At 32.6% G+C, this 14,700-nt stretch carries 15 protein-coding genes; 5 read left to right on the forward strand and 10 right to left on the reverse strand.

The window, feature by feature from the left end:
- Positions 1 to 635: 635 nt before the first annotated feature.
- Together PBT91_RS04635 and PBT91_RS04640 are read right to left on the reverse strand one after the other, a co-directional pair.
- On the reverse strand, positions 636 to 1,019 hold the full coding sequence (locus PBT91_RS04635) for a DUF805 domain-containing protein (RefSeq protein ID WP_270060616.1): 384 nt from the start codon (positions 1,017 to 1,019) through the stop codon (positions 636 to 638).
- Between the two features lie 427 nt (positions 1,020 to 1,446).
- A complete protein-coding gene (locus PBT91_RS04640) occupies positions 1,447 to 1,773 on the reverse strand; it encodes a DMT family transporter (protein ID WP_270060617.1) in 327 nt (108 codons plus the stop codon).
- A 284-nt stretch (positions 1,774 to 2,057) separates the two neighbouring features.
- Here PBT91_RS04640 and PBT91_RS04645 point away from each other — a divergent pair, with 284 nt between their 5' ends.
- The gene (locus PBT91_RS04645; RefSeq protein ID WP_270060618.1) at positions 2,058 to 3,470 is read left to right on the forward strand and encodes an alkaline phosphatase; all 1,413 of its coding nucleotides are present in this window, start codon (positions 2,058 to 2,060) and stop codon (positions 3,468 to 3,470) included.
- 177 nt (positions 3,471 to 3,647) lie between these two features.
- On the opposite strand, the gene PBT91_RS04650 is transcribed toward PBT91_RS04645, so the two are convergent.
- The 7 genes from PBT91_RS04650 to PBT91_RS04680 all read right to left on the reverse strand — a co-directional run bounded on the left by PBT91_RS04650 (position 3,648) and on the right by PBT91_RS04680 (position 10,880).
- Positions 3,648 to 4,457: a hypothetical protein gene (locus PBT91_RS04650; RefSeq protein ID WP_270060619.1), complete on the reverse strand. Its 810-nt coding sequence runs from the start codon at positions 4,455 to 4,457 to the stop codon at positions 3,648 to 3,650.
- A 34-nt stretch (positions 4,458 to 4,491) separates the two neighbouring features.
- A complete protein-coding gene (locus PBT91_RS04655; RefSeq protein WP_270060620.1) occupies positions 4,492 to 5,685 on the reverse strand; it encodes a GTP-binding protein in 1,194 nt (397 codons plus the stop codon).
- A gap of 97 nt (positions 5,686 to 5,782) precedes the next feature.
- Complete coding sequence (locus PBT91_RS04660) at positions 5,783 to 6,193, reverse strand: Fur family transcriptional regulator (protein ID WP_270060621.1); 411 nt, start codon at positions 6,191 to 6,193, stop codon at positions 5,783 to 5,785.
- Positions 6,194 to 6,315: 122 nt separating this feature from the next.
- Entirely contained in the window at positions 6,316 to 7,467 is a 1,152-nt protein-coding gene (locus tag PBT91_RS04665) for a hypothetical protein (protein ID WP_270060622.1), read from the reverse strand.
- Between the two features lie 167 nt (positions 7,468 to 7,634).
- Entirely contained in the window at positions 7,635 to 9,803 is a 2,169-nt protein-coding gene (locus tag PBT91_RS04670; RefSeq protein WP_333474230.1) for a TonB-dependent receptor, read from the reverse strand.
- Positions 9,804 to 9,870: 67 nt separating this feature from the next.
- Positions 9,871 to 10,182, reverse strand: a complete 312-nt coding sequence (locus PBT91_RS04675) for a DUF6660 family protein (RefSeq protein ID WP_270060623.1) — start codon at positions 10,180 to 10,182, stop codon at positions 9,871 to 9,873.
- Positions 10,183 to 10,340: 158 nt separating this feature from the next.
- Positions 10,341 to 10,880: a glutathione peroxidase gene (locus tag PBT91_RS04680; RefSeq protein WP_270060624.1), complete on the reverse strand. Its 540-nt coding sequence runs from the start codon at positions 10,878 to 10,880 to the stop codon at positions 10,341 to 10,343.
- An 865-nt stretch (positions 10,881 to 11,745) separates the two neighbouring features.
- Here PBT91_RS04680 and PBT91_RS17640 point away from each other — a divergent pair.
- From PBT91_RS17640 to PBT91_RS04690, 3 genes are all read left to right on the forward strand, one after another.
- Positions 11,746 to 11,853: an IS3 family transposase gene (locus PBT91_RS17640; RefSeq protein ID WP_443089642.1), complete on the forward strand. Its 108-nt coding sequence runs from the start codon at positions 11,746 to 11,748 to the stop codon at positions 11,851 to 11,853.
- 134 nt (positions 11,854 to 11,987) lie between these two features.
- Positions 11,988 to 12,176 carry a peroxiredoxin family protein gene (locus PBT91_RS04685; RefSeq protein ID WP_270060625.1) on the forward strand — a complete coding sequence of 63 codons (189 nt, stop codon included), beginning with the start codon at positions 11,988 to 11,990 and terminating at the stop codon, positions 12,174 to 12,176.
- Between the two features lie 118 nt (positions 12,177 to 12,294).
- A complete protein-coding gene (locus PBT91_RS04690; protein ID WP_270060626.1) occupies positions 12,295 to 12,735 on the forward strand; it encodes a DoxX family protein in 441 nt (146 codons plus the stop codon).
- Positions 12,736 to 12,837: 102 nt separating this feature from the next.
- On the opposite strand, the gene PBT91_RS04695 is transcribed toward PBT91_RS04690, so the two are convergent.
- Complete coding sequence (locus PBT91_RS04695; RefSeq protein WP_270060627.1) at positions 12,838 to 13,425, reverse strand: RNA polymerase sigma factor; 588 nt, start codon at positions 13,423 to 13,425, stop codon at positions 12,838 to 12,840.
- 99 nt (positions 13,426 to 13,524) lie between these two features.
- On the opposite strand from PBT91_RS04695, the gene PBT91_RS04700 reads away from it, so the two are divergent.
- Positions 13,525 to 14,664 (forward strand): FecR family protein, encoded by a 1,140-nt coding sequence (locus tag PBT91_RS04700; RefSeq protein WP_270060628.1) that lies wholly within the window; start codon positions 13,525 to 13,527, stop codon positions 14,662 to 14,664.
- The last annotated feature ends 36 nt before the right edge of the window (positions 14,665 to 14,700 follow it).

Genomic DNA, 14,700 nt, shown 5'->3' on the forward strand with positions numbered 1-14,700 from the left:
ATGAGCAACTGATTATACCCTAATATAAATTCCTGAATTGATGTTAGCTTTAAAATAAAATTAGAGAAGATGAAAAAAGCATTACTAATAGCACTATAGTATTTTATGTCCCTGCCCTCCTAATATTGGAAGTAAATAACTTGTATTGTAAACAATATTAAAAAGATTTTTAATTTTCTAAAAATTACACTGTACACCATTATCCAGATTGCTTGCCCTTTACGAATCCTATTTTTCCACACTTTAGGTCATGCTATTTCATCGTAGATTTTTTAATTAACTTCATATCCATAAATTAACCGTTTATTTTTTTGAAAATTATCCAGAAACCAGGAGAAATGAGATGAGCTTTTTGAAAAAGAACAGGAAAAGGTCTATCGAAAAGATTTAACCTATGAAAAATTACTATCTAAGGATTTCTAAATAGAATACCCCCCAAAAGACCAAAAATTACATAGTAGATAATAAGTTTCCTGCATAGTTTAAAACATTGGTTTGCAAGTCTATTATATTTTAATTACTAATTTCCGAAAATCCGATTTAAGAAAGGCTAAGAAAAATCTTTGTGAAAAAGTTCTCTTAGCCTTACAATTCAAAATCTGAGATAATCTTACTCGGGATTAATATTCCAAATATTAGATGTCTTGTATAATAAATTCTTGCTTTGGATTTGCACCATATTCGTTATTTTCAGGATCACTGTCTGTAATTAATAAAATTAGCATCCAAATAGGCCCGACTAATGGGATAAAGTTAACTAATAGCATCCAGCCACTTTTACCTATATCATGTAAACGTCTCACGGATACTGCAATTGATGGAACTAAAGTAGCCAACATGTATAAGACATAAATACCAATAAAAGCAGGAGTTTCTAGCCATGCACTAAGTGCAGAACTTAATGCAATACAAAGTATCGTAAATAAGGCGTTAAATAGACCAAACATAAAATATTCTTTTCTTCTTGCTCTACCGTTAAAATCTGAATATTGACGGAATGCTTTTAAATACCATTTCATAATTGAATTTTTAATTTTTGTTTATATTATAAATAGAAAATATGGGGAATTATATTTTTGACTGAAACTGCTACCAGACTTCGTGTTTTACCCATTTAAGTTTAACTTCATGCAAATATCTTTAGGAATTGGATCCTGCAGTAGACGGTAAGCCGTGAAATGTATCTCCCTGAAAACAGTAGGTCAGTTTATTTTACGGACTAAAGAATAGTAGTTTAGCTTACTAAATTTTATAAACTAATAATTAAGTTGTGGATAATTTTTGAAGATTTTTTGGACGAAAAAAAATTTTTTTACTATTTCATTTTGGGTTTTAATTGATACCCTTTTTGATTATCTATGTAAAGAAGTTTTATCATTTTAATAGGAAGACCGATAATTTTAGATCACTGATTTCAGAATTATTGTTTTTTATTATTGCTTTTTATTATTGGGAAACTAATTTTAAACCAATGATAGAACCAATAAGTGTAGTTATAAAAAATAACCTCCAAAATGTGGCTGGTTCTTTAAAAACAAATATTCCCAAAAGTACGGTTCCGGCAGCTCCAATTCCCGTCCAGACAGCATAAGAAGTGCCAATAGGAAGTGTTTTTGTAACTTTTACAAGTAAACTCATGCTAAAGAAAAGACATAGTAAAAAACTGCCAAACCAAACCTTAGAGGTAATTCCTTCAGTGTGATTAGCTTTGCCAAGACATAAAGCAAAAAGCATTTCAAATAAGCCCGCGATAATCAGGAGTAACCAATTCATAACAATAGATTTTCAGTAAAAATAGAAACAATTATGAATAAAATCTCGATAAGAATCGATATTCAAATTCGGTGATATTTAATTCTTTTTTTGATCATTCAAAACCATAAAAATACATTAGAATGAATAGTTGTGATATTTATATTGAATATTTCTACGATGCTTATTCCTATCTTTCTTTCAAACGTTGATAGGCATTTTAAAATAAAGATTTGTAAGTTAACTTCAAGATAATATAGACTAATAAAAAATACTTTATATTTAACGCAACTAATATGCGTTAAATGAAAAGAAGAGATTTTTTCAAAAACAGTAGTCTTTTTGCGTTTGGAAGCCTTGCAAGCCAGTTTCATTCAGATATTTGGATGAATAGCAAAAACAATTTTCAAACTAAAAAAGCCAAAAATATCATTTTTATGGTGAGTGACGGGATGAGTACCGGCACTTTAAATATGGCTGATAGGCTTTTACAAATTAGCAACGGCAAAGGAAGTCACTGGTTAGATTTATATCGAGAGGGTAAAATTAATAGAGCTTTAATGGATACTGCTTCAGCAAGTTCGCTAGTAACAGATTCTGCGGCAGGGAGTTCTTCTTGGGGTGGGGGAAAGCGTGTCCCTAATGGATCATTAAATGTTTCAGCAAATGGAGAAAAACATTTACCCATTCTTCAAAAATTCAAAAGTTCAGGTAAAAAAGTAGGTTGTGTAACAACAGTGCCAATTACGCATGCTACACCAGCTGGTTTTTCAGTAATGCAAAAAGATAGAGGAGATCAAGAAGCGATCGCTTTAAAATATCTGGATCTGGAATTTGATGTGATGATGGGTGGTGGTAACGATTATTTTTCTTCTAGTAAAAGAGCAGACGGAAAAGATGTTTACGCGAGTTTTAAACAGAAGGACTTTACCATTTTTAGAAATCGAAAAGACTTATTAGCATCCAAATCAGATCAAAAAATTCTTGGTGTTTTTGCTGATGGTGGTCTTCCTTATGCATTGGATAGGTCTAATGATAAAGAATTAGAGGAGTCAACACCTACTTTAGCTGAAATGTCTAAGCATGCTATTAAACATCTTTCCAAAAATAATGATGAAGGTTTTGTATTGCAAATTGAAGCGGGAAAGGTAGATTGGGCAGCTCATGCTAATGACGCAGGAGGTTTACTATATGATCAAATAGCTTTTGATGAAGCCATAAAAGAGGTTATAGACTTTGCTGAAAAAGATCGCGAAACATTGGTGATTATTACAACAGATCATGGAAACGCCAATCCCGGACTTATTAAAAGTCATGACGTAGATAAAAATTTCAGCTATTTGCAAAATTTTACCCATACCAATGATTGGTTGCTTCAGCAGATAAAAATGAAAGCAAATTCTTTTTCATCAATTCGCGAAATGATCGCAAATGCTAATGGAGATAAAACAATTACAGACGAAGAAGCCAAAATATTATTGAATTTTTACAATAAAAATAATGGTGGATTATATAATACCGGTAATTTACCTTACGGCCCGCTCGCCGAAATGCAAAAGAAATATACGTCTATAGGTTGGATAAGTATGGACCATTCTGGCGATTATGTAGAATTAGCTGCTTTTGGCCCAGGAAGCGATGAGCTTAAACCTTTCGTAAAGAATTATGAGCTGCATCAGTTTATGCTACAATCTGCTGAAGTAGAAGATAACTTTTGATTTTGTTTAAAAATAAAAAGCCATTAAGAAATAGCTAATATTAGCTATTTCTTAATGGCTTTTTATAAGCTTTTTCTAGTTAATTAAATTTCAAAAAATAACCGGCAAAGATGGTCGAATAATAATCACAAAACCAACCATTATTAAACTTCACCGGCATTCTTATAAAAGAGATTCTTATTTTAATAGTACACTTCTGGTAACGTCGTTATATTCACCTTTAATTGGTTGATCGTTATTATCGAAAAGTTGCAGTCTAATATCAATCTGCCCTTTTGATAGGCCTTTTATAATATAAGGTTGCCATTTTGTAATTTTGAATGTTTCACCGTTTATAGTAGCTTTCACATAATTGCCGTTTTCAGACAAAGTGGTATTCAATAGAAAAAAATCAAGTAATAAATTCTCAATATCTTTTCCAGAATATTCTCCTTTTGGTCGGCTATATATTAATGTGGGCTTCTTAAAATCTACATTAGATCGTTCGTCAGGACTACTACCAATTTTGATTGTTTTGGTAATAAAAGATTGATCATTTTTAACAGATTCATGATAAGATCTGCTTAAAAAAGCAACAATATGATGTGTGCCTTCAGAAAAATCTTTAGAAAATTCAGTTTCGTAATGTGCTGAATAGGGTTCGTTATCAACAATAAAATGAATGTGCTGTCCTTTATCAGAATTTGCAAGTCTCGAGGTTATTTCATTCTTTGTTGTTTGCGCTCCTAATTCGTAATTATCCACGTTGAATTTGAATTCAACGGTGTTTTTCGTAAACTGATTGTTTTCAGGAATAATAAGACTTAAACCTGAATCCTGATATGCCGGAGATTCTTTTAAAGGCTCTATATTTATATTTTGACTTTCGGTGTCTCGGACTGATTTTTCTGTTTTATTTTCTTCTTCCTCATTATTCTCCTGATTTTTACAAGAGGAAAAGCTTAGTAGTGCTACCACAGCGTATAGTGGTAAGATTCTATAATTCATAACTATTTTTATTTAGTATTACTAATTCTAAGTTTTAAACCGGCCAGCAATCATGAAGTTCAAGATAACCTAATTGCCATGCTTCTAGTTCAGCTTTATTAAGAAGGCAGGCATTAAGTTTTTCTTCCAACTGGTGTTTATCGTAATGCATTCCTATAAAAACGAGTTCGTTTTTACGATCACCAAATGATGCATCCCAGTCTTTTTCTATAATGTCCTGATTTTCCATAAATGCAGGATGGTCTATACGTTCGTTAAATGGCATAGAAGCCCACCAGACGCCTGCAGAATCGGCCTTAAAAGATCCCCCGGCACTGCTCCAAATTAAAGCCTGTTCGGGACGAGATGCTAACCAAAATAGGCCTTTACTTCTTATAATTCCCTGTGGAAAATTTTGCATTAAAAACTGAAACAAGCGCTCTGGATGAAAAGGAAGATGTTGCTTGAAAGTTAGTGAAGTGATCCCGTATTCTTCAGTTTCAGGAATGTGTTCATTTTCTAATTCTTTTATCCATCCTGCAGAAGCTTCAGCTTGTTCAAAATCAAAACTTCCGGTATTAATTACTTCGTTATAATCGATTTCAGCGTTTTGAGCTTGTATTATTTTTGCTTCCGGATTAAGTGCTTTAACAAAGGATTTAACGCGCTGCAATTCTTCAGCGGTAACTAGATCTATTTTATTTATAAGAATAACATTAGCAAATTCTATCTGATCGGTGAGTAAATTAACAATACTCCTTTGATCTTCTTCGTCACTTGCCAATTGACGATCTTTTAAAAGAGAAGCGCTAGAAAAATCATTCAAAAAGTTGAATGCGTCAACCACAGTGAGCATACAATCTATGTAGCTGATATTTTTTAAATTGAAGTGGCCTAATTCATCTTCAAAACTAAAGGTTTGAGCTACCGGTATAGGTTCAGAAATCCCTGTACTTTCTATAATTAAATAATCAAACCGCCCATCTTTGGCCAGACGTTCAACTTCAATCATTAAATCTTCCCGAAGCGTACAGCAAATACATCCATTGCTCATCTCAACTAATTTTTCTTCAGTCTTAGAGAGTGTATGTTGATTCTCGACAAGCTGAGCATCGATATTAATTTCGCTCATATCATTTACGATTACAGCGAGCTTCATTCCTGCACGATTGTGAAGTAGATGGTTTAAGAGGGTTGTTTTTCCAGCTCCTAAAAATCCGCTAAGTACAGTAACTGGTAGTTTTTTCATACTATTTGGTTAAGTATATACCAAATGTATAAAAGAATTTTTAATTAAAGCAATTAAGTTGCATTAAAGTTGATCTGAATTTATTTTTTACTGAAGTTTAAGAGTTTGCAGTGGTACAGGTTTTACAGATACCAATCAGCAATAATTGCGTTTCTTTAATCTGGTAGTTTTTAAGTGTAGGAACTTCTAAAGTCTGCGGAAGACATTCTACATTACCGCAGTTTTCACATTGAAAATGTAAGTGATTATGGATATGTTGCTCTGGCTCTTGGTCACAATCTTTACAAAGTGCGTAGTAAGATTTCCCATTTTGCCCGGTTACAAAATGGATTTTTCCGGCATCTACAAAACGATCTAACATCCGGTAAACGGTTGTTTTATTAATGTTATCTTCTATTTGTTCCTTAATCTCATCTGCAGTTAGTGTTTTAGTTGCTTTTTGTAAAAGATCTAATACTGCTTGTTGATGTTTAGTATTTCTAGTTTTTTTCTCTTCAATCCTACTCATTTCCTTCAAATTTATAATGTAAAATTAGGCATTCTAGAAATGAAAAAAAAGTCTATTTATCGTGACAAATGAAACAAAAAAGCAGGCGAAAGCCTGCTTCTTCTATAGTTACTTTACGTTTTTCAATGTTGGTGGTTATCGTCATTAACTTCGTTCATGACCAAGGTCACTTCAGCTTCAAAGGTTAAACCGGTGTTGGTTTGGGCCTCTACCGTTATTAGATATTCACCTTCGGTTAAACTATGGTTGTGTGCTACGTTTATTTTTCCTGATTCAGCCTCTATAGAAATAATTCCTTCCTCATTCTCAAAATTGCTACCGTCTTTTTCTATGGAAAGAATAGAAAAAGATTCTTTATATTTTTCAGGATAGACTTGTGGAGCAGCAGATTGATAGGTTTGGTGTAAACCTATATGCAACCTCTTGGTTGAAATGGTTAAATCAAGATCGGGATAGTACATTCCGTATAAAAATTTTATTTCAGGAATAAATCTCACACGAAATTGTCTTCTGGCTACTGTAAACCCATCACGTTCTAAAGAAGAAATTAAATCATAAGTCCATTCTGCTTCCTGTTCTGGATCACCAGGATTTTCAGCAAATGTAATTACATTTCCATCAATTAAGACTTTTTGATCTGGCCTACCATTCTGATGTAATTGCCATTGTGTGTTTTCTAAATTTAAATCTTCTGCAGAAACGTGAAATGCTGCTGAAGCGGCATCACTGTACATTTGATAGGTAAAAGGAATATCAAGATCGTTATCCAATTCTTCAATTTTAAGAGAAGCAGTACGTATTTTAATATAAAATGTTTTGCTTACAGGTAAATAAGTTTCTGCATTTGCGGTTAGTGTAACGATATAAGCTTCTGGTAATCTACTAGCATTAATAGAAGAACTAAAATTATTAGGATACAACTGCTGACTGTCCACAACTAATTGATTGGCATTGGAATCGATATAAACGCCTTGCGCGAGAACATCCTGCAACGTCTTTTCAGTAGTAATGGCTATATTTTCATTATCAAAATCTAGTTCAAAATTCACATTTTGAGATTGATATTCTTCAGGTAATGCACCTGTAAAATTCCTACCATAAGTTAATTTAATGGTATCTGGAACTTGCAAAGGTGCTAGGTAACCTACGGGATCTATTTTTTCAGGTTCGTCTTTTTTGGAGGTATCTACCATAAAATCATCATCGCTATCACAAGCAAAAAGCAATAGCATACTTGCCAACAGGCACATGCTTTTTAAATAAAATTTAGTCATCGGATATTTTTTTGCAAGAATAGTACTTCTAAATTATAAACGCAACAATATTGCATTAAATAATGCAATATTGTTGCGTTTATTGAAGGTTTACTCTTGGTCTTAGATAACTTTACTGTAGTAAGAATACGATAACTATAATTTGCTTAATACTAAGTAGTTTATGTTTATAGATTTATCTTGAATCCTCCATTAATTACAAATCCGTCGACCGGTGCATAAATATCCCGAAAGTTTGGATCATTTAGATTTCCTGTAAATACACTATCAAACCGGCTTTGGCGCGTATCAAGGATATTTTCAAAATTTAGGAATAAAGAAAAATGTTCTCCCAGCTTTTTCTCTGTCATTACGCCAAGTATCCAATAAGGTTGGCCAGTGCTTCCGTCGTTTAGTTTCTGCGAACTGTAGTAATAGCCTTCTAGTCCTATCCAAAAGTTTTCATGTTTTTCATACATTAGGACATTGTTTAAGCGGTGTTGGGCTACCAAAGGATATTGCTGGGTATCTCCATTATAATGTTGATTAACATCTGCTAAAGTATATCCTACAAATAATTTTAAATCGTGATAGCTCCATCGCATATTGGCCTCGATTCCTTTACTGTCTAAGTATCCATTGGGCTGAGAGAATTCATAGAATCTACCCGAATTTTGGTTAAGAATTAAGGGATCACTAATCCTGGTATAAAAGACTAAAAGATTTGTAGAAAGATTTAGATCGGAAGTTATAGCCCATTTGTAGTTACCATCCAGATTAAAACCTATGGAACTTTCTGCCTTAGAATTATCTACATCTATGGGAAGTACATTCTGAAATTGAAGTCGTTCTACATCTTCTGTAAATATACTAGGTGTTTTATATCCCATCCCGCCTCCTAATCGAAAAGTTAATTGATTTGAAGGTTCATACATCAAAGAAAATCTGGGAAGTACATGGAACCCGTAGTTACTTTGATAATCTCCACGTAAACCAGTTTCTAAAGTCCATTTTTGATAAATATCCCAGATATTTTGAGCAAAAATTCCGATGGTATAATTCTTAAAACTTAAATCTTGATTTGGATCTCCCTGTTGTTGAGTAAAATCTTCAGTCCAAAGATTTACTCCGCCTATCCATTCAGTTTTATCCCTTACGGTAGAAAGGTTGATCTCTGAAAAAGAAGAGATTTGATTTCCTTTAAATTGATAGTTAGGTACTTCAATCTGGCGTTCAAAAATACTTATACTATTTTTAACCTTAAGTGTAGTGTTGTTTGAGATGTGATGATTTCCCAGTAATTGGGTTGAAAAACGCTCGGTATTATTCTTTTCAAAATAGCCATTATCTTTATCGTATTTCACATAATCCATAGCACCACCCAAACGATCTTCGCTAACTAAATTAAACCCTATATTAAAATCTGTTTTCTTATTAAATTCTACGAATAATTTTGGATTAAGTGTAAACCTTTCGAATTTCGGAATAGCGGTTAATCCGTTATCTGCCGGATCGTAGGGAGTACCTAAATTATAGGACGCAAAAACCGTGGTTCCTATTTTTCCAAATTTTTCAGCATAAAAACCGCTAAGATCTAATCCTAAAGCAGAAGTTCCGTTAGCCATAAAACTGAGTTCCTGCTCCTCTTCAGGCTTTTTAGAAATTAAATTTACCAAACCTGCAATAGCTCCCCCGCCATAAAGCGTGGAAGAAGCTCCTTTAATCACTTCTACTTGTTTAAGGTCTAATGGAGCAATTTGCATAAGACTAAGTCCTCCAGAATATCCTGAATATAAAGGTAATCCATCTCGTAAGAGTTGCGTATATTTTCCATCAAGCCCCTGGATTCTAATACTAGAATTGTAACTGGTTGCAGAGGTTTGTTGCGTTTGAATACCAGTACTTTCGTTTAGTAGCATGCGAATGTCCCCTGGCTTCATATTTCCTTTTTCTTCAAGCTCTTCTCCCGCGATAAATTCTACACGTGTAGGAATATCCCGAAAAGTTCTTGAACTTCTGGTAGATTTTAAAATGATAGTTTCCATATGCTCTTCAGACGCATGAAGCAAAAATTGCTCTGTTCTATACCTCTCAGATAAAGGAAATATTCTATTTATTTTAAGGGTTTCAAAGCCTATATAACTAATTTCTATAGTGTATTCGCCATCCGGAATTTTCTTTATAACAGCTTTTCCTTCGATATCAGAAACAGCACCTAAATTTAATTTTTCAATATTTACAGATACACCAAAAAGTGGCTTCTGATTTTCAGCATTAAGGATGGTAGCTTCAAAAGTATTTTGAGCTATAATAATGTTACCTGCCATTAGCAGTAACACTAAAAAAAGATGTTTCAAATTGTTATGTTTAAGAATGATTAAATAAAAAAATGACCCACTAACGTGGAAAACAAATGTTACCTAATCAAACTTTTGGTGGCTTAAATGCAGAATATTGATAAGAATTGGTAAGTGAATTTTGGTAAGAAATAATATCAATGATTTCTACATCATCTTGGATAAAATTGATTTCCAAATTTTGCTGAATTGCGAAACCTGTGCAACTTCCGCAGTTAAAAAATGGAGAGCAGGGTTCATCACAAGCATTATGGTCGTCTTCTTCTGTTTCTAAGGAGTTAACGCAAATTTCATCATTCCTATCAATCTTAAAAGAGCAACAGGGTATTATGGATAGAATAATGACTAAAATTGATGTTATTAGTACTACAATCTTCATTACTTACAAAGCTACATAATTGCCTTTTTATTTATATGATATAAATAAAAAAAATAAACGTTGAATTTAAAAATGTCTTAATTAATAGCGCATGGAATTGTTCTGAGATAGTTTACCTAATTCATTGTAGTATAGATGATCGATAATTCGAAGAATTTCTACTCCTTAATCCAACTGATAATTTCAGGATCGTTAGGGAGTTTTTTAGATTCCAGTACAGCCACTAGTTTTCCATTTTTATCAATTAGATATTTTTGGAAATTCCATTTTACTTCAGAATCTTTAAATCCATTTTTATCTTTTTGCGTTAAGAATTTATATAACGGATGCATGTCTTTTCCGGTGACAGTAATTTTCGACATCATCGGAAAATCAACGCCATAGTTTTGCTGGCAAAATTCTTCGATTTCTTCATTACTTCCGGGTTCCTGATTTCCAAAATCGTTGGATGGAAAACCAATAATCACAAAATCATCAAACTTATATTGTTCATATAATTTTTGAAGAGAAGCGTACTGCGGCGTGAATCCACATTTACTAGCGGTATTTACGATCATTACTTTTTTTCCTTTTAAAGAACTAAGATCGAACTCGTTTCCGTCTATATCTTTTACTTTATAATTATAAATCACTTCCTGATTTTGGGCCATTAAGAAGTTGCCTGATAACATTATTAATACTATGAAGAAATTTTTCATTGCTAAATTTTATTTTGAGTACTAAGGTAACTATTTATTTAAGGTGAAAATATGTGGACTACACGGAAAATTTTTTATGTATTCGGAAAAAGTAGATGTAGATCGAAATTAAATATACATATCTGAATCAGATGTTGAGGAAAAAACAAGCCTTATAGTGTTGAGAATGTGAAGACTTACCCGTTTTGAAGGCTTCCCTGTTTTTCTTACAGTTTAAAAATCAACTATTTTTAAGTCATGAAGAAAAGCAGATTTACAGAAGAACAAACTATAGCAATGATTTAACCTTACGAATCTGCAATGAAGGTTATCGACATTTCACAAGACAGAGGAAGTACCACGGCAACCTTTTACAGCTAGTACCATAAGTTTGGTGGTATGGATGCCCAACAACTCAAGAAGCTTGAATCGCTCCAGGAAGAGAATCAGCGTCTGAAGCAGATATACGCTGATTAGATAAAACAGCTACGTTGTCTAAGCCTGAAAAACCAGGTTAAATTAAGCTTGGGTCAGTGATATTACTTAAATTCATACCAATCAAGGCTGGGTGTTCCCTGACCACTATTATTGATTTCTTTGACAGAAAGGTAATAGGTTGGTTATAGAGTACAAGCCTGCACACCAATCAAACTATTGTTCCTGCATGAAAATTGGCTGTAAGCAACCGCAATATAAGTATGGATTTACTATTCCACTCAGATCGAGGGATACAATACGCCTCAACGACATTTAGAACATTTATTAAATCTAACCCGTTGGTGACCCAATCTATGAGTAGAATGGTATATTGTTGGGATAATTCAGTTGCTGAATCCTTTTTTTAACCTTAAAAGTAGAACTTATTTATGATGATAATTTTAAAACTATAGAGCAGGCTAAGTCCGCTGCATTTGAGTACATCAAAATATGGTTCAACCGGGAACGAATACACTGCTTTTTGGGATACAAAACTCCTTATGAAGTAGAACAATAATTTTATTAATTTAATGATGTAGCATAGGTCTTAAAAAACTGTATCACATTCAGTTGCGAGTCCAAGAAGAAGAAAAAGAGCTTGTGAAACAATTTATATTAACTCATCTAAAATCGTATATATGCTTCGAAAATATGCTTTATGAAATAGAAAAATTCACTCAAGAAGAAATAATCGATCAGGGTATTACAGAAGGATACAATATTCCTTCTTTACCGACTAAGATCTTAGTAAATCCCGATGGAAAAATAGTTGGGCGTTACGAGGGAAGTAAAGACGATGAAGAATCTTTAGATAAAAAGTTGGCAGATATATACGAATAGGATTGAATCAGATTTTCCCATTTCAATTAGCTTAACAATAATGTCAAAGATTTGATAAAGCCTGTTCTATAATTGCTAATACCTTAAATCCTAAGTATTTTTAGAGGAAAAAGAGGTTATGAGAAATATAGGAGCTAAAAGTGTTTTAAGGATTGTGATGGGATCTGCGATGGTATTTGCGGGTATTGCTCATCTTACTTTTAAACGAAAGGAATTTCAGGCACAGGTGCCAAGATGGTTACCAACAGATCAAAAAACCATGGATTTAACTGTGCTCAGTTCTGGTATTGTAGAAATTTCATTAGGATTATTAATGATTTTATGGAAGGAAAAGAAAATTACTACTGGCTTAATGTTGGCTTTATTTTATATTCTTATTTTTCCCGGTAATATTTCCCAATATCAAAATAGAATAAATGCATTTGGCTTAGATAGCGATACAAAACGCCTTGTTAGATTATTGTTTCAACCCATTTTAATTTATGGAGCATTATGGACAACAGGAGCGGACAAATTTTTAACAGAGAAATGCGATTTTCAAAACTGTCTTGAGAATTAGAAGATATTAAACTAAAAGATTATTAATTCAACTTGATAAAATAGATTATACATGCGAAGTAGCTATCATATTTTGTTTGCTACATTGCTGGATGTTAATTAATCAAGCTTTGTTATTTTTAGATGCAATTCTTCCAAAACAGAGTATTAGCAATAGATCTGTTTCTTCTTTAAATTCTTTCCTAATCCGTTTAAGAGCAATACTCATCTGCGCTTCTACGGTTTTTACAGAAATTTCTAATTTATCTGCAATTTCCTTATAAGAACGACCTTTTTCTTTATGTAATTTGAATATTGTTCTACAGCGATCGGGCAGGCCTTCTACAGTCTTTTGAATTAATTTTATTTTTTTCTGAAATTCCTCCTCAGGCTCATCTACTAATGATTGTAAAGCTTGATGTTTAAGATCTTCTAAATAACTTTTGTTTTTTTTTTCTTTTCTGAAGTTATCCACATAAGAATTGTACGCTGATGTATATAGATAACTTTTTATTGAAATTGTTAAATTAATATGACTTCTTTTTTCCCACAACTTAATAAATGTGCTCTGAGCGATATCTTCGGCATCAGCCGGTTTATCAGTATATTGTAAAAGGTAGGCTACCAATGGTTGATACAATTCATTGAAAAGCACGGTGAATGATTCTTCATCCCCTTTCTTCCATAAATTATTTAACTCAGTATTGGTCATCTAACATTAAAAAACTTCAAAGGTTAAAAAAAAATTAATTTTTCTTTAAGGGTAGCTTTGATTTTTTTCGTCATTAAGTTGTAAAATAGTGTATATACGATGGGTAACATAGATAAATTAATAGATAAATTTCAAAATAATAGCATAAGTAATGAAGAATTATCTGAACTTGAAAATTGGGTGAAAGATAGTGAATATAATAAGGATTATTTTAAAAACAGTGTTCAGAATGACTATTTGATTTCATCTTTTTACCGAAAGCAAGAAGAAATTCCGAATTTATCAAATCTAAAAAAACCAATAATTATTTTAAAAGCGAGAAAACGACGAGCAAATTTGATGAAATTTGCAGCTATTTTTATTGTAGCACTTATAGCTTCCACTACGGTATATTTTTACTTTTTTAATTCCGCAGAAACTACTTATGTACCCGGAGAGATTATTATTACGAATGAAAATGGTGAGAAAATAACAGTAGATAATCAAATTAAAGAGATTGTTTATAATGAAGAAGGAGAAGTTTCAAACTTGGGATCACAAGTAAAAAAGAATCCTAATTCTAGCAAAAATCACAGTAAGACATTAGCATATAACACGATTAATGTGCCTAAAGGAAAGCGCATACAATTAGTGTTATCAGATGGAACGAAAGTATACCTCAATTCTGAAAGTTCGCTACGATTTCCTTCTCACTTTCCAAAAGCAGAACAGTTACGAAAGGTTAGTATTACTGGCGAGGCGGTTTTCGAAGTAAGTAAAGATTCTTTAAAACCTTTTATAGTTGAGGCGGGGATGCTGAAAATAGAAGTTTTAGGAACACGATTTAATGTAGATGCTTATCCTCAATCTAAACAAATTTCTACTACACTGGCAGAAGGATCGGTACAGTTAAATTACGAAAATGAAGTTCTTAGATTAGAACCGGGTGAAGCAGGGATTTTAAGTAAGAATACAAATATTCTTCAGGTAGAAAAAGTAAATGTAGCTAACAAAATGGCTTGGGTAGACGATCGTATATTGTTTATAAACGAGACTTTTTCAGAAATTCAGAAGAAAATAGAACGTAGTTATGGCGTTCAGATAATCAACAATAACAAACAGTTAAACGATGTGAGGTTTAACGGAGATTTTGATATTAATTCAGAAAATATAGAGGATGTTTTAAATGCCTTTAAAGCAGTAGACTTTTTCGAATATACATACAAAAATAATATAGTAACCATTAAAAATAAAGAATGATATAGCGTTTAAAAAAAGGGAATGCGCCAACATTCC

This window comes from Zunongwangia sp. HGR-M22 (assembly GCF_027594425.1).
GTDB lineage: Bacteria > Bacteroidota > Bacteroidia > Flavobacteriales > Flavobacteriaceae > Zunongwangia.